At 60.8% G+C, this 14,980-nt stretch carries 15 protein-coding genes; 8 read left to right on the top strand and 7 right to left on the bottom strand.

Annotation, left to right across the window (positions count from 1 at the left end):
• Positions 1–237 precede the first annotated feature (237 nt).
• The 7 genes from ABNT42_RS03470 (at position 238) to ABNT42_RS03440 (ending at position 5,056) form a co-directional block, all read left to right on the top strand.
• On the top strand, positions 238–855 hold the full coding sequence (locus ABNT42_RS03470) for a hemolysin III family protein (RefSeq protein WP_348694068.1): 618 nt from the start codon (positions 238–240) through the stop codon (positions 853–855).
• Between the two features lie 40 nt (positions 856–895).
• Positions 896–1,777, top strand: a complete 882-nt coding sequence (locus ABNT42_RS03465; protein WP_348694066.1) for a LysR family transcriptional regulator — start codon at positions 896–898, stop codon at positions 1,775–1,777.
• 102 nt (positions 1,778–1,879) lie between these two features.
• On the top strand, positions 1,880–2,257 hold the full coding sequence (locus ABNT42_RS03460; protein WP_348694064.1) for a DUF5668 domain-containing protein: 378 nt from the start codon (positions 1,880–1,882) through the stop codon (positions 2,255–2,257).
• Entirely contained in the window at positions 2,254–2,961 is a 708-nt protein-coding gene (locus ABNT42_RS03455; protein ID WP_348694063.1) for a DUF5668 domain-containing protein, read from the top strand. The genes ABNT42_RS03460 and ABNT42_RS03455 overlap by 4 nt, the downstream gene beginning before the upstream one ends.
• A gap of 2 nt (positions 2,962–2,963) precedes the next feature.
• Positions 2,964–4,040: a histidine kinase gene (locus tag ABNT42_RS03450; protein ID WP_348694061.1), complete on the top strand. Its 1,077-nt coding sequence runs from the start codon at positions 2,964–2,966 to the stop codon at positions 4,038–4,040.
• 6 nt (positions 4,041–4,046) lie between these two features.
• Positions 4,047–4,790 (top strand): LytTR family DNA-binding domain-containing protein, encoded by a 744-nt coding sequence (locus ABNT42_RS03445; RefSeq protein WP_348694058.1) that lies wholly within the window; start codon positions 4,047–4,049, stop codon positions 4,788–4,790.
• Between the two features lie 35 nt (positions 4,791–4,825).
• A complete protein-coding gene (locus tag ABNT42_RS03440; protein WP_348694055.1) occupies positions 4,826–5,056 on the top strand; it encodes a hypothetical protein in 231 nt (76 codons plus the stop codon).
• Between the two features lie 11 nt (positions 5,057–5,067).
• Here ABNT42_RS03440 and ABNT42_RS03435 read toward each other — a convergent pair whose 3' ends face one another.
• The 7 genes from ABNT42_RS03435 to ABNT42_RS03405 form a co-directional block, all read right to left on the bottom strand.
• Positions 5,068–7,359, bottom strand: a complete 2,292-nt coding sequence (locus ABNT42_RS03435; protein WP_348694053.1) for an ATP-dependent DNA helicase — start codon at positions 7,357–7,359, stop codon at positions 5,068–5,070.
• Positions 7,356–8,996, bottom strand: a complete 1,641-nt coding sequence (locus ABNT42_RS03430) for a VRR-NUC domain-containing protein (RefSeq protein ID WP_348694051.1) — start codon at positions 8,994–8,996, stop codon at positions 7,356–7,358. The genes ABNT42_RS03435 and ABNT42_RS03430 overlap by 4 nt, the downstream gene beginning before the upstream one ends.
• A 128-nt stretch (positions 8,997–9,124) precedes the next feature.
• A complete protein-coding gene (locus ABNT42_RS03425; protein WP_348694049.1) occupies positions 9,125–9,703 on the bottom strand; it encodes a phasin family protein in 579 nt (192 codons plus the stop codon).
• A gap of 108 nt (positions 9,704–9,811) precedes the next feature.
• Positions 9,812–10,021, bottom strand: a complete 210-nt coding sequence (locus ABNT42_RS03420) for a hypothetical protein (RefSeq protein WP_348694046.1) — start codon at positions 10,019–10,021, stop codon at positions 9,812–9,814.
• A 3-nt stretch (positions 10,022–10,024) separates the two neighbouring features.
• Positions 10,025–11,179, bottom strand: coding sequence for a GGDEF domain-containing protein (locus ABNT42_RS03415; RefSeq protein ID WP_348694043.1), 1,155 nt, complete (start codon positions 11,177–11,179; stop codon positions 10,025–10,027).
• Positions 11,180–11,276: 97 nt separating this feature from the next.
• Entirely contained in the window at positions 11,277–13,391 is a 2,115-nt protein-coding gene (locus tag ABNT42_RS03410; RefSeq protein ID WP_348694040.1) for an ATP-binding protein, read from the bottom strand.
• A gap of 68 nt (positions 13,392–13,459) precedes the next feature.
• Positions 13,460–13,879, bottom strand: a complete 420-nt coding sequence (locus tag ABNT42_RS03405; protein WP_348694037.1) for a helix-turn-helix domain-containing protein — start codon at positions 13,877–13,879, stop codon at positions 13,460–13,462.
• A gap of 136 nt (positions 13,880–14,015) precedes the next feature.
• On the opposite strand from ABNT42_RS03405, the gene ABNT42_RS03400 reads away from it, so the two are divergent.
• Positions 14,016–14,867 carry an NAD(P)H-binding protein gene (locus ABNT42_RS03400; RefSeq protein WP_348694034.1) on the top strand — a complete coding sequence of 284 codons (852 nt, stop codon included), beginning with the start codon at positions 14,016–14,018 and terminating at the stop codon, positions 14,865–14,867.
• Positions 14,868–14,980: the final 113 nt, after the last annotated feature.

Raw genomic sequence — 14,980 nt, 5'->3', positions numbered from 1 at the left:
TTACCACATCCGTCACCGAGGCCGCATGCTTGCGCGCCACGCAAGGAAAACCACCAGGTCTTTGTATAAAAATTTGTAACATTGTTTAATTTCAATTTTTATTATGCTATCCTTAGTTTTTTACTAAGTATTGAGCGTGGTCGCAGTTTAGAAGAGGGATTCGAGGCGCAACTGGTGTGGTGCAATACAATGGGATAGCGACAGCAATCTGGCTGGCGCGCTCACATTGGAAACAGCATGTATCACGGCGAACGGTTTAACAGCATCACTCACACGGTCGGCGCAGCGCTGGCCGCCATAGGCGGTACTCTGCTGGTCGTCATGGCAGCGCGCAGCGGCGATGCGTGGAAGGTGGTGAGCTTTAGCGTGTATGCCGTCACGCTGCTGACGCTGTATCTGGTGTCAACGCTGTATCACAGCCTGCGCGGGCGGGCCAAGCAGATCCTGCGCAAGCTTGATCACTGCGCCATCTACCTGCTGATTGCGGGCAGCTACACGCCGTTCACGCTGGTCAGCCTGCGTGGTCCGTGGGGCTGGTGGCTGTTCGGTGTGGTGTGGACGCTGGCTGTGGTGGGCATCGTGCAGGAAGTGCTGTTTGCGCGCGGCGCAAGGGTGCTGTCACTGGTGATCTACGTGGCCATGGGCTGGGTCGCCTTGATCGGTGCCAGTCCGCTGGTGCAGGCACTGGGGTGGGACGGCTTTGGCTGGCTGGCCGCCGGTGGGCTGGTGTACACGGCGGGTATCGCCTTCTTCGTGACCGACCACAAATGGTCATATGGCCATGGGGTCTGGCATTTGTTTGTGCTGGGCGGCAGTGCATGCCACTTTGGTGCGGTGCTACTGTATGTCGCCTGAGCGTATCCGGTAACAGTAGCATTTCAAGGGTAGAGTGCACGTGGAAATCAATTCCGATGATCTGAAAACGTTTATTACCGTAATCGACAGCGGCACTCTCAGCGCCGCCTCCGTTCATCTGGGCCAGACCACTTCTGGCGTGAGCCGTGCGCTATCGCGGCTGGAAGACAAGCTAGCCACGTCGCTACTCACCCGTACTACCCGCCGCATGGAACTGACCGAGGAAGGCCAGCTGTTCCTTGAACAGGCGCGCGCCATTCTGGGCGCCATGGAAGAGGCGGAAGAATCGATCCGCATCCGCCAGCAGAAACCGGCTGGACGGCTGTGCCTGTCGGCCGATTCGGCCTTCATGCTGCATTGTGTCGTGCCCCATCTGGCCGAGTTCCGCCAGCGCTATCCCGACATCCGGCTGGAACTGAACAGCAACGAGCAGCTCAGCGAAGTGCTGGAACAGCGCACCGACATCGCGATCCGCATCGGTCTGCCGGAAGATCCGGCCCAGCACGCGCAGGTACTGGCCAGTTCGCCCCTGCAGATACTGGCCAGCCCCGAATACCTGCTGGAACATGGCACGCCGCAAGTGCCGGAAGATCTGGCCGGCCATACCCTGATTGGAGTGGGCCAGCAGGGCGCGGAACAGCCATGGCCGCTGCGCCATGGCGGTGGCAACAGCCTGCCCATTGTGGCGGCGCTGGTCGCCTCCAGCGACGAAACCCGGCGCCAGCTGGCGCTGCGCGGGCAGGGCATCGTCTGTCTGGCCGACTATCTGACGGCAGCCGATGTGGCAGCCGGGCGGCTGGTGCCGCTGCTGGCCGAGGCCAATAACGGCCAGACCCAGCAGATCTGCGCGGTGTACTTCCGTAACACCCAATTAGCCCAGCGCATCCAGTGTTTCCTTGGTTTTTTGCGGGAAAAACTGTAAGTCTGCGGCATTCACCGGCCGCTTTCCGTCATTCGCCGAATAGCTGTTTCCCCGCCAATGGCGGCGCGGTATCGTACACACATACCGCAACGGGAGACTGACATGACTGTACAAACTGCTTATCGCTGGCGCAAACAGATGGTCTGGGGCATCGTAATGATCGCCGCCGGCGGCGCACTGCTGCTGGACCAGATCGAACTGATTCAGCTGGAATTCAATATCGCCAAGCTCTGGCGCTACTGGCCATGGCTGCTGGTGATCAGCGGCGTGATCAAGATGATCCCGCCTACCACCGCCAAGCATTTTTCCAATGGCTTGTGGGAGATCTTCTTCGCTGGCTGGTGGTATGTTTCGTTCAACCGCATCTGGGGTGTGGGCTTCGGTGAAACCTGGCCGGCACTGCTGATTGCCTGGGGCGTATGCCTGATGGTGCGCCCACTGCTGGACAATATTCACGCATCGATCAAGGAGCAAGCATGAAAACCCCGCGTCCACGTAATCCGGCCTCGCAAATGGTGGTAGGTCTGTTCGTTATCGTGATCGGCCTGATCTTCCTGCTCGACAATATCGGCCTGCTCGATCTGGATTTCACGCTGCACCTGTGGCCGACGGCGCTGATCTTCTTCGGCATCCTGAAAATGCTGCAGACCCGTAGCGCTGGTGGCGCCATCGTTGGCGGCGGCCTGATCCTGTTCGGCGGGGTGATCTTCCTGCACGATCTGGGCATCATCCAGCTGAGTTGGCGCGCTTTCTGGCCGCTCATGCTGATCCTGGCGGGGCTGTCGGTGGTGTTTAAATCGGGCACCGGCAAATCGCTGTTCGAGGATGGCCGCATCAGTCTGGACAAGGGCAGCGATGATGCGCTGCTGAATATCACCGCCATCATGGGGGGCTTCCAGCGCCGTGTGACGACGCCGGATTTCCGCGGCGGTGAAGTGACGGCCGTGTTTGGCGGCTGCGAACTGGATCTGCGCCAGAGTTCGATTTCCAGCGTGGCCGTGCTGAATGTGTTTGCCATGTTCGGCGGCATCACCATCAAGGTGCCGGCCGACTGGGTGGTGGAACTGGAAGGTACGCCCATCATGGGCGGCTTCGAGGAAAAAACCATCGCTCCGGCCACGCAGGATAAGCGCCTGATCGTACGCGGTTACGCCATCATGGGCGGTCTGGAAGTGCGTAACTGACCATGCAGGGTCTGAACCTGAACTGGCGCGGCAGCCAGATCTATCTACTGGTCTGGCTGTCGCTTGGCATCGCTTTCGCTAGCGTGCTGGTGCTGGCTAAGGTGGCGCCGCTGGCCAACGCGCTGCTGTTCGCCATCCCCATGCATCTGCTGTATGCGTTTGTGGCCGGTTATTCGGCGCACTATCTGTGCCGCGCCTATCCGCTCGGTGGTCGCAGCGCCGGCGCCATCGTGCTGGTGCTGCTGATGGCAGCCATGGTGTCCGGCTTGCTGTGGCTGGTGGCAGGGCAGTTGTGGAATAGCGCCTGTGCGGCACTGGGCGTGACGTGGGCCGGTATCGGACTGGGACCGCAATTGTCGGCCACTGTGGTGGGGCTGGGTGTGCTGCTGTATGGCTTTGCCGCGGCGCTGCACTATCTGGTGATCGAGTTTGTCCGCGCTAAACAGGCCGAACAGCGCGAACTGGAATCGCTGCTGATGGCGCAGGAAGCGGAATTGCGCATGCTGCGCACCCAGATCGATCCGCACTTCCTGTTCAATAGCTTGAATTCGATCAGTGCGCTGACGTCGCAGGATGCCAAGGCAGCGCGCCGCATGACGCTGGAACTGGCCAGCTTCTTCCGCCAGAGTCTGGGCATGGAAGCGCACAAAAAGGTCACGCTGGGCGAGGAATTGCGGTTGATCCGCCACTTCCTCGCCATCGAGCAGGTGCGCTTTGGCGAGCGACTGCAAATCAGCGAGCAGGTGGGCGAGCAGGCCGATGCCTGTCTGGTGCCACCGATGATTATCCAGCCGCTGGTGGAGAACGCAGTCAAGCATGGCATCTGCAATCTGCCGGAAGGTGGCGAGATTGTGCTGACGGCGCGCCGTTCCGGTTCCATGCTGCAGATACGGGTGGAGAATCCCGTCGATCCCGATGCGGCTGCCGTGCAGCGCGAGGGTCATGGCATAGGTCTGAGCAATGTGCGCCAGCGCTTGGCGGGTGCCTATAAACATGAAGCCAGCATCCACTGGGGACAGCAGGGCGAACGCTTTGCAGTGGAAATTACGATGCCTGCACAGACAGGCGAGGGAGATTAGAGAGCGATGCGTATCATTATTGTCGACGATGAAATGCTGGCGCGCGGCGTGGTGCGCGAGTATCTGGCCGAGCACCCCGATGTGGAGGTGGTGGCCGAATGCGCCAACGGCTTCGAGGCGGTGAAAGCGATCACGGAACTGGCGCCGGATCTGGTGTTCCTCGATATCCAGATGCCCAAGCTCGATGGCTTTGAAGTGGCCGAATTGGCGGGAAACAAGACGCGCTATATTTTTGCCACGGCGTTCGATCAGTATGCCATCAAGGCTTTCGATTTCCATGCGCTCGACTACCTGCTCAAGCCTTTCAGCCAGCAGCGCTTCGATCAGGCGCTGGCGCATGCGCGCAAGAATCTGGCCGCTAGCGCCGGCGCCGGTGATGCGGCGGTAGCGACGATGGTGAAGGAAGCGGTGGCGCGCCAGCGTCCGCTGGGGCGGGTGCTGATCCGCGATGGCGCCAGGGTGCATGTGATCACCTGCGACAAGATCGAAGTGATCGAAGCGCAGGACGACTATGTGCAGATCCGTTCGGAAGGGCGCAACTATCTGAAGAATCAGCGCATGGCGGAACTGGAAGAACAGCTCGATGGCGAGCAGTTCATGCGCATCCACCGTTCGTGGATCGTGAATATCGCCTGCGTGGAGCGGATCGAGCAAGCCACACGCGATAGCTATGTGGCGGTGCTGCGCGATGGCAGCAAGGTGCCCGTCAGCCGCAGCGGCTACCAGAAGATCCGCATGGTGCTGCAGTAGTCTATATTGGCTGATTAATCGACTTTTTTGAAATTATGAACTCTGCACTTGAACGCAAATGGTGGTTTGCTGGCCCCGTAACGGGGCTGTCCGCGATACTGGCAATTATGCTGGCTGGCGCTGCCGGATTGCAGCAGCCATTTAGCGCGGCCCAGTGGCTGCTGTATCTGCTGGCTTTTTTCGGCATACAGCGGAGTCTGTCGTTTGCCGGCTGGTTGCTGGCGCTCTGGCTGGCGCCAGCTTACGTCACGTCCCAGCGCTCTTGAACGGCTTCGCTCTAGCCGAACGATTCGACTTGCCACCACGCAGGCAGTAGGGCGCGCAGTTCGGCGCGGTCGAAGCGGTCGTCGATCAGATAGACGGTGCCGCGGTCGGTCTGGGTGCGGATCACGCGGCCTGCTGCCTGTACTACTTTCTGCATGCCGGGATAGGTGTAGGTGTAGTCATAGCCGGCGCCAAACAGGCTGTCCATGCGCTGGCGGATCTGCTCGTTGACGGGATTCACCTGCGGCAGACCCAGTGTGGCGACAAAGGCGCCGATCAGGCGGGCACCGGGTAAATCGACGCCTTCACCGAAGGCGCCACCAAGCACCGCGAAGCCGATGCCGCAGCTCTCTGGCGTGTAGCGGGCGAGGAAGTCGGCACGGGCCGCTTCGTCCATGCGGCGTGTCTGCGACCACTGGGGTATATCGGGATAAAGTTCGGCCAGTGTTTGCGCGGCCTTTTCCATGTAGTCGAAGCTGCTGAAAAACGCTAGATAGTTGCCGCGCTGCGCGGCGTATTGCTGCGCCATTAGTTGCGCGATGGGCAGCAGCGACTGCTGCCGGTGCTGGTAGCGGGTGGAGATGTGCGCGGCCACTTTGACGCGCAATTGCTCGGCCACGAAGGGCGATTCTACATCGACCCATGCGGTGTTGTCGGGCATACCCAGTAAATCATGGAAGTAGTTCCACGGACTGAGCGTGGCCGAAAATAGCGCGCTGGAGTGGCTAAGCTGGAAGCGTGGCGCCAGATACGGTGCCGGTACGATGTTGCGGATGCAGAGTATGCTGTCGCTGTGCGCGCTGCTGCGGCCGGCGCGCTTTTCGATATCGAACAGGGCGTGCGGGCCGAAGCTCTCCGCTAGCCGGGTAAATTGCAGGGCGTTGAAATAGAATTCCTGTAGCAGCGGCTCGATATAGGTGGGATGCTCGTTCTGGTAGTCGCTGATGGCGCTGGCCGCTGTCTGCAAAGCGCCCAGCCATTTTTCCGGCAGTTCGCTGTAGGCCTGATAGTCATCCTCCTGCTCCCTGACCAGTTGGTTCCACTGACGCTGCACGCGCTCCAGCGGTTTCTTCAGCGCTTCCGGCGCGATCTTGCGCAGCAGGCGCAAGCTGCTGTGGCTCATGTCGGCGCTATACATCTTGCGTGCGCGTGACACCATGTTGTGGGCTTCGTCCACCAGCACGCTGACCTTCCAGTCATTCATCACCGTGAGGCCGTATAGCATGGCGCTCTGGTCGAAATAGTAGTTGTAGTCGCCCACGATGACGTCGCACCAGCGCGCCAGTTCGCTGCCCAGATAGTAGGGGCAGACTTGATGGGCGAGCGCGATATCCTGTAGCGTCTGGCGGTCGAGCAGGCGCTGCTGCTGCGCCGGCAGACAGGTGTCGAGCGCAGCCTGTCGGGCCGCTGGCAGCCGGTCATAGAAACCGCGCGCCAGCGGGCAGGAGTCGCCGTGGCAGGCCAGTTCCGGATGCACGCAGGCGCTATCGCGCGCTACCAGTTCCAGTGTGCGCAATGGCAGCAGCGGCGCGCTGCGGCGGATTACGTGAACCGCATCCAGCGCCAGTTGGCGTCCCGGAGTTTTGGCCGCAAGGAAGAACACCTTGTCGGTCTGCTGCTGGGCCGCCGCCTTGAGCATGGGGAACAGGCTACCGACCGATTTGCCGATGCCGGTCGGCGCTTGCGCCAGCAGGCAGACGCCCCGTTTGCTGGCGGTGTACATGGCGGCGGCCAGTTCGCGCTGGCCTGGACGGAAACCCGCATACGGAAAGGCCAGTTGCTCCAGTTGGGCATCGCGCGCAGTGCGGTGTGCCAGTTCCTGCGCCGCCCATTGCAGGAATAGCTCGCACTGCTGTTCGAAATAGCGTTTGAGTTCCGCCGCACTGTGCTCATGCTGCAGCATGGTTTCCTTCTGGCTGCCCACATCGAAGTACACCAGTGCTAGCGTAATCTGCTCCAGTGCCTGCGTGGCGCACAGCAGATGCCCATACACCTTGGCTTGCGCCCAGTGGAGCTGGCGCTGGTTGTCCGGCATGCGCGCCAGATCGCCCCGATAGGTCTTGATCTCTTCCAGCCGGTTAGCCGCGCTGTCATAGCCATCGGCACGGCCACGCACATGCAGCGCGCCATAGTCGCCTGCCAGTGCCAGTTCGCGCTGATAGCTGCTGCCACGCCGCGCCGTGACAGTTGCGTGGCCGGCGATGCCTTCCTGTGCCGTGGGCGAGGGCGTGAAGCGCAGATCGAGATCGCCCGTCTTGGCGGTGAACTCGCACAGGGCGCGCACGGCGATGGTGTAGCGCTTCATTGCGCCCATTGCAGATAGCACACGGCGACCGGCATGCCATGCTCGGCACAGTAGGCTATCCAGCGCAGCTGGTTGTCCTGCAGGCGGTCACCGGGCCCTTTCACTTCGATCATGGTGTAGCGCTGTTCCGCTGGCCAGAACTGGATCAGATCGGGGAAGCCGCTGCGGTTGGCTTTGACATCGTCGAGGATGCGCTCGAAAGCGCGGCGCAGGTGCAGCGGTGGGATGCAGCTTAGTGCCAGTTGCAGCAGCTCTTCGTTCAGCGCTTCCCAGTAGACAAAGGGCGACTGTATGCCGGCCTTGGCGCTGTAGTTGGCGAGTATGGTGGCACGGTAGCGGCCATCTTCCAGCTGCCCCAGCGCTGCCTCGAACTGGCTGCTGCGGCGCTGGCGGAAATCGGCACTGTGCAGATCAGCCGGTGCGCGGTGGTAGGGATGGAAGAAAGCCCCGGCGATCGGGCTGAAAATGGCTTCCCAGCACAGCAGACCGAATAGCGAATTGATCAGCGCATTTTCCACGTAGTACACGGGGGCTTCATCCTGATGCAGATGGTCGCGCACCACCAGCTCCACATAGGTGGCTTCGGCGGGTGGCGACAACTGCAAGTCGACGCGCGCAGGCTGGGGCTGTGCCACCGGTGCCGGCTTGGGCTGGCCCACGGCACGGGCCAGTCGTGGTGCCATGCGCAATAACTGCTGGCGCTCGGCGGCGCTCTCCGGCGCCTGCATGGCCTGCTGTAGTAGCGCATAGGCAGGGCCGCTGCGGCCATCTTTTTCGAGCACGCGGATGGCACGGGCGCGGGCGCCCGGATACTGGCTATCGGCGTAGAGCTGGTAGGCGGCAGGCCAGTCCTGCTGCTTTTCCAAATGCTGGGCGATCTGGAACAGGAATTTGTGACGCCGGCTGCGTAGCCATTCGTGATCCTCGGCGCAGGTGGGCAGGTCGGCGATGACGCTGGCATAGTCTTCCCCCGCGTTGAAACGTTCGTAGCACTGGTGCAGGGCGAGAAAATCATCGATGTCGCGGCGGTTGCGGAAGCTGCGCGCGGCCGGCGAGAAGTCCACTTTCTCGTACTGGTAGATGCCCAGATCGGATAGTACGAATTCGGTCCAGTCCTGATAGAAATTACCGAAGAAGATAAGACGCAGGCGGTCGCACAGAGGCTGGATCAGGTTGCGGTAGCAATGGTCGGTGCTGCCGCCCCACCAGCTTGAATAATGCTGCGGGCTGTCGTATTGCGGCTGCAGGGCCGCTAGCTGCTCGGCCTTGCGTAACTGGCGCTGCGCGGGCGTGAGCTGGAACACTTCGGTGATTTCCGGCTTCTGCAGCAGTTCGAACAGTTCTTCCAGCGATAGCAGCGGATCGGCTGCGATCAGTCCCAGTTGCGCTAGCGGCAGCGCCGCTTCATGGGTATTGCCGATTTCGGCATACACCAGCTTGGAGGCGCGAAATAGCGTGCCTTTGCGCATCACCATGCGTACCAGCAGGGCACGCGAAGCTTGGGGCAGGGTCTGGTAGGCGGCGAGAAAATCCCGTTCGTCCTGCGCCAGCAGATCGTCGTAGCGCTCGCTGATCCAGCGCAGCACCAGTTCGAAGTTGTCGAGGTAATACAGGGGATTGTCGAGCACGCGGTTCATGACGGGCGCTAAAAGCGATAACTGTTTTTATATACAGTGTAACGCGTCCGGTCTGTTCCGGCAAACTCGTGGCACCGCCCCGCAGGTGCAGGGCGGTCAGAGGTGTGGCAAGCTTTACTTTGCCAGCTTTACTTGGCGGCTTTGCGGCTGCGCGGCGCTTTGGCAGGTTTGGCGGTGTTTTGCTCGACCATGGCACTGGCTTTGGCGATCTGTTCTTCCACCGAAGCGACGGCCTGCTTGGTGGCTTTGGTCACCTGCTCGTAACCGGCAAAGGCGTTGTCGATGGCCGTCTTGACGATCTGCACAGCATTTTCCGAACCGGGACGCACATTCTTGGTGACGTCGTAGATCAGTGCGCTCAAGGTACTCTTGGCTTCCGTCATGTGGGCATCGGCCGCGCGGGTGAATTCTTCGCGGATTTCGGCAATGATGGCACCCAGCTGTTCATTGTAGGCGGCAGCGCCTGCCATACCCGGTTGCATTTTTGCGGCGGCCAGCGACATGGCAGCTTTCGGATCGCTGCTCTGGCTCAGTTCTTTGCCGGCAGCCAGCTGCTCTTCCATCTGGGCTTTGGCGGTGGCCAGATTCAGCGCAACCACCTGTTCCACCCCTTGTACGGCTTTACTGGTGAGGGTGTTGAAGGTTTCCAGCTGGAATTCAAACAAGGCTTTGGTGGCGTTCGCAAATTGCTCTGGGTTGGTGAACATACAGTCTCCTCGGGAAGTTGGGATGTAGTGCGACGTGTTCTGTGCGACTTGTTCTGTGTGACTTGATACTTTGCTACGGGTTCTTTGCTACCGAAAACGGACGATCCATTATTTAACAAGCAGGGGCTTTTCGCAACGGCTATCTTTAAACGGGCCAGCATCCTGCACCCAGCCTGGGCCTAGCGGGGTCTGCGAACAGGCCAGCTGCCCGTCGATCTTGCTGCGCCACAAGTACCACGGGGCAGGGCCGGCCTGCACGCTGGTAGCACCCAGCAACGCGGCGAGCAGGAGTGTGAGCAGAGCTTTGATGTGGCGCATGTTCTATCCTAGCTGGCGGCTGCAGACACGGTTGCGGCCACTGTTTTTGGCAGCGTACAGCATGTCGTCCGCTGCCGTGATCATATTCGTGTGGGCGCTGCTGCTGCACTGGGCAAAATTGATGCTGGCCACGCCGAAACTGGCGGTTGCGCTAATTTCCTGATCGCCATAGGCAATGGGCTGAGCGCTCAGCGCCAGACGCAAGCGCTGGGCCAGCAGTTCGCCGCCGGCCAGATCGGTTTCCGGCAGAATCAGCAGAAATTCTTCGCCACCGTAGCGCACCACGCTATCGATGCCATCGCGCGTGAGTGCCTGCATCAGGCGGGCAAAGTGTTGCAATACCGCATCACCACCATGATGGCCGTAGCGGTCGTTGACCAGTTTGAAGTGGTCTAGATCACACATGATGACGGTCAGGCTGAGCTGGTAGCGCTGGGCGCGCGAGATTTCTGTCTCCAGCAACTGCTGGTGCAGATAGCGCCGGTTGTAGCAGCCCGTAAGCGGATCGCGTACGGACAGGTTTTTCAGCACGTTCTGCGCCGTGTATTCATGCCGCAGCAGCAACTGGTAGCGTGCTGCAGCCACATAGCCGAACAGATTGGTGAGCGCCAGCATGGTGGCAATCGTCCCCAGTTCCACAGGACGTAGATTACCGAGGCCGGCGGCCAGCAGCACGAAACCTAGCGTGCTGAGCGCCGCAATTGGCGCCGAATACAGTAGCCGGTTGGGGATGTAGATGTAGAACACAATGATGATGATGGCCATCGAGATGGCGTGCAGGGCAAACTCTTCCGAGCGCAACGCCGTAATCAGCAGGAAACCAGCGCCGCCCGCCAGTTCGGCCATGCTGGCCACCAGCTGGGTGGTGCCGATGGAATCGGGCCAGCGGCGCAGCATCAGGATGCCACCCATGGCAGCGATCGCTACCGCTACCCGTACACCCGCCAGTAGTGCAGTCTGGCTGGAATAGCCTAGCCAGACGATATCGGTGATGTTGAAGCCCAGATACACCAAGGTGCAGATGACCAGCGTGACGCGCAACTGTCCGTGGGTGGTGGCCAGATGATGGCGCAGGAAAGCCTGTTCGTCGGCACTGTGCTGGAATTCGCAGCGCCAGGCCGCGATGCCGGGGCTGGGTTTGGAGTCAGGTAGGGACACAGCGCATGGTTCTCCGGGCCGGTTAAGCGTAGGGCTAACTGCCTGAACTAATTATACGACTGCAACTTCCTTGCTGATAGGAATAATTCTTCTATTCCTAATTGGGCGCGGCCAGCGGCAGGTGGATGGTGAAACGCGTGCCCAGCGGGCTGCTCTGCACATCGATGCGGCCGCCCAGCAGACCGGTAATGATGTTGTGGGTGCGGTACAGGCCCAGCCCGGAACCGCCGGCGCCCAGTTGAGTAGTGAAGAAGGGATCGTAGATGCGCGGCAGGCTCGCTTCCGGTATACCGATGCCGTTATCCTCGATGGTCAGAACAATCTCGTCGTTGCCGTTGCGCTGGGCGCTGAACTGGATGGTACCTTCATTGCGGCCCTTGAAGGCGTGCACCACGCAGTTGTCCAGCAGGTTCTCCAGTGCCTGCCCGAGTGGCCCCGGATAGCCGTCGAGTATCAGGCCCGTTTCGATATTTTCGATCAGCGTTATGCCGTGTTGCTTCAGCTTGCATTCCACCACGGGGCGGATGTGCTTGAGTACATCGGCGAACAGATAGCGTTCGCGCTGGGCATTATCGCTATCGACGGCAATGCGTTTGAAGCTGGCCACCAGCTGGGCTGCGCGGTTGAGGTTGCGCAGCACCACAGCATCGGCATCGCTGGCCTGTTGCAGATAGGTATCCAGAGTGGAGCGGCGCAGGCCATTCACCAGTTCCGCACGCAGGTGGGCAGTGCGCTCGCTCATGCTGGACGCCATGATCAGACAATTGCCGATGGGTGTATTCAGTTCATGGGCCACTCCGGCCACCAGTGCGCCGAGTGCCGCCAGTTTGTCGCGCCGCACCAGTTCCTCCTGCGTCATGCTGAGGTTTTCCAGCGCGACGGTCAGTTCTTCATTGGCGTGTTCCGCTTCTTCCTTAGCATGCTGCAACTGTGCCGTGCGTTCCTGCACCAGCACTTCCAGATGCTCGCGGTGGCGCTGCAGTTCCGCTTCGCGCCGCGTGCTATTGATGGCGATGCGGGCGATCTGGGTGGCGGCAGCGATCAGGCTCTGGTCGGCCTCGGTAGGGCTGCGTGGCTCGCGGTAATACATGGCGAAGCTGCCCAGTACCGTATTCGGGCTGGCCATGATGGGCGTGGCCCAGCAAGCGCGCAGACCGAACTTGGCCGGTATCTCCTTGTAGGGGGCCCATAGCGGATCGGTCATGATATCGCTGACCACCACGTTCTGTTTGCGGAACACGGCTGTGCCGCAGGATCCCACGCCCGGGCCGGCCGCCAGTCCATCGATGCTGGCCATGTATTCGGCCGGCATGCTGGGGGCAGAAAAAGCCTGCAGCGTAACGCCATCCTCGCCGACCAGCATGATGGTACACAGCACCGGCGGCGCCTGTGATTCAATCAGCAGCATCAGGCGGTCCAGCGTGGTATTCAGCGGCACGCCGCTGGCGATCATTTCCAGTAACTGGTTCTTGCCCTCGCGTAGCTCCTCGGCCAGTCGTCCCGCGCTGATATCGACGATGCGCACATGGAGTAGGGCATGGCCATCAACCGTGACCGGCACCATGGCCACGTCGCAATCCAGCGGCTGGTTCTGGTTGCCTAGCATGGTGAGTTTGCAGCGCTGCGGCGTGCTGCCCGCATGCGTCTGCTGGCAGATCTTTAGCCGCTGCGCAGTGCTGACGCCGTCCGTCTGCACGCTAGGGCACAGCGCCGGGAAATGGCTCTGCAGCAGTTCCGTTTCCGTCATGCCGAACAGGCGGCGTGCATGCTGGTTGCTGTCGATGATGGCCAGTTCTTGCGCGTGCAGCAAGATCACCGGATCGGGCGAGTGGGACAGCATGTGGTGATAATTGATCTGTAGCGTGTCTTTGTCGGGCAGTCCCGGCCTGACGGGCGCCGCCGATAGTATGCGCAGATGCAGCAGAATCTTCTCTGCCAGCGAGTCAGGCGCTAGCGCCAGATCCCAGCGTACCACCTGCAGGATGCCGCTCTGCTCCCACGGCGCGCACAGGCTGGCATCTAGCGCAGGATCAAGCAGCAGCAGCGCCGTATGCTCGGCCGCGCCCTGAGTTGCCATGAGATCGCTGGCGGCGCGGCTGTCTGCCCACATACCATGCCTTACCAGCATGGTATTGAGCGGGGCAGCGGCATACACTGGATCACTGATGATCAGTATGCGGCGATGCTCGCTGGAGGGGAGAAGCGCGGCCATAGGCGTTATAAAAATTCAACTACCGGAAGTTTGATACGTGTCCAGTGTCACAGGATGGTGCACGCGGGTCAAGCCGCCTGTTGTTCTGCCGCCTCTTGCGCGGCGCGGATCTGGGGAAAGTTGTCTTCTATCCAATCCACCAGCACTTCCAGCCTTGTGGCGGCTTCTTGCCCCAGCGGGGTCAGGCTGTATTCGACGTGGGGCGGCACCACTTGCTGGGCCACCCGTAGCACCAGCCCGTCATAGGCCAGTGCATCCAGCGTCTGCGCCAGCATCTTCTCGCTTACGCCACCGATGGCGCGGCGTAGCTGGCTGAAACGGTGGGTGCCGTCGAGCAGCACCACCAGCACCAGTACGCCCCAGCGGCTGGTGATATGGCCGAGCACGGCACGGGATGGGCATTCGGCTGCCAGTAACTGGGCTGGTTGTTGTTGATTCAGGTGGGCGATGGCTTTGCGCAGGGAGCGGCTACTGCCGGAACGGTTCATGGTGGGTCCGATAAAGAGATTTACGTGATGCAGTGTACTAACCAAAATGTACGTACTTACATTTCGTAAGTATAGCATTTATGATGGCTGCATTCGCGCGGAAGGTTCCCTGCGATGTCACACAAAGGAAAAAGACATGATTATCGTAACTGCTGCAAGTGGCCAACTGGGTCGTCTGGTAATCGAGCAATTGCTCAAGCGCGTGCCTGCCTCGCAAATCGTCGCCGCCGTGCGCGATGTGAGCAAAGTGGCTGATCTGGCCGCGCAGGGGGTGCAAGTACGTCAGGCTGACTACACCGATCCGGCCTCGCTCGACCGCGCACTGATCGGTGCCAGTAAAGTGCTGCTGATTTCGTCCAATGATCTGGGGCAGCGCGTAGCCCAGCACCGCAATGTGATCGATGCCGCCGCGCGCGCCAAAGTAGGCCTGCTGGCCTACACCAGCGTGCTGCATGCTGACACCTCGACGCTGGGCCTGGCTGCCGAGCACCGCGAGACGGAAGCGGCGATTCTGGCATCCGGCCTGCCGTACACCCTGCTGCGTAATGGCTGGTACGTGGAAAACTATACGGGCAGTCTGGGTCCTGCAATCGCGCATGGTGCGCTAGCCGGTGCTGCCGGTGAAGGCCGTATCGCTGCCGCTGCCCGTGCTGATTACGCTGAAGCGGCGGCCATCGTACTGGCCAGCAGCGCTGCGCCACAGGCAATCTACGAACTGGCGGGCGATCTATCTTTCTCGCTGGCAGAGCTGGCGGCTGAAGTATCGCGCCAGACGGGTAAGCAGATTCCGTATGCGAACATGCCTAAGCAGGCTTATCTGGATTTGCTGTTGAGCGTGGGCTTGCCGCCAGCATTGGCAGAACTGGTGGCTGATTCGGATGCACAGGCAGCCAGCGGTGCGCTGGATGATAAGGGTGGTGTGCTGGGGCAACTGCTGGGCCGCCCGACCATGACGCTGGAACAGGCAGTGCGCGCTGCACTGGTTTGATAAAGCGATAGCCGGAAATGAAAAAAGCCTTCAATCGCTTACGCTCATGAAGGCTTTTTTGCGGAATTCTGTGGTGCCCACGGAGGGACTCGAACCCCCACACCTCGCGGCAC

It is taken from the genome of Duganella fentianensis (assembly GCF_964031615.1).
In the GTDB taxonomy this organism is placed as follows: domain Bacteria; phylum Pseudomonadota; class Gammaproteobacteria; order Burkholderiales; family Burkholderiaceae_D; genus Rugamonas; species Rugamonas fentianensis_A.
Note: the sequence above shows the minus strand (reverse complement) of the source record. Positions and strands in the feature narration are given on the sequence as shown.

Bases quoted from the DNA above. Each gene is read 5' to 3' on its own strand.
- ABNT42_RS03470 (WP_348694068.1), top strand. From the start codon at position 238: ATGTATCACGGCGAACGGTTTAACAGCATCACTCACACGGTCGGCGCA.
- ABNT42_RS03460 (WP_348694064.1), top strand. From the start codon at position 1,880: ATGACTGTACAAACTGCTTATCGCTGGCGCAAACAGATGGTCTGGGGC.
- ABNT42_RS03455 (WP_348694063.1), top strand. From the start codon at position 2,254: ATGAAAACCCCGCGTCCACGTAATCCGGCCTCGCAAATGGTGGTAGGT.
- ABNT42_RS03450 (WP_348694061.1), top strand. From the start codon at position 2,964: ATGCAGGGTCTGAACCTGAACTGGCGCGGCAGCCAGATCTATCTACTG.
- ABNT42_RS03445 (WP_348694058.1), top strand. From the start codon at position 4,047: ATGCGTATCATTATTGTCGACGATGAAATGCTGGCGCGCGGCGTGGTG.
- ABNT42_RS03440 (WP_348694055.1), top strand. From the start codon at position 4,826: ATGAACTCTGCACTTGAACGCAAATGGTGGTTTGCTGGCCCCGTAACG.
- ABNT42_RS03435 (WP_348694053.1), bottom strand. From the start codon at position 7,359: ATGAAGCGCTACACCATCGCCGTGCGCGCCCTGTGCGAGTTCACCGCC.
- ABNT42_RS03430 (WP_348694051.1), bottom strand. From the start codon at position 8,996: ATGAACCGCGTGCTCGACAATCCCCTGTATTACCTCGACAACTTCGAA.
- ABNT42_RS03425 (WP_348694049.1), bottom strand. From the start codon at position 9,703: ATGTTCACCAACCCAGAGCAATTTGCGAACGCCACCAAAGCCTTGTTT.
- ABNT42_RS03420 (WP_348694046.1), bottom strand. From the start codon at position 10,021: ATGCGCCACATCAAAGCTCTGCTCACACTCCTGCTCGCCGCGTTGCTG.
- ABNT42_RS03410 (WP_348694040.1), bottom strand. From the start codon at position 13,391: ATGGCCGCGCTTCTCCCCTCCAGCGAGCATCGCCGCATACTGATCATC.
- ABNT42_RS03405 (WP_348694037.1), bottom strand. From the start codon at position 13,879: ATGAACCGTTCCGGCAGTAGCCGCTCCCTGCGCAAAGCCATCGCCCAC.
- ABNT42_RS03400 (WP_348694034.1), top strand. From the start codon at position 14,016: ATGATTATCGTAACTGCTGCAAGTGGCCAACTGGGTCGTCTGGTAATC.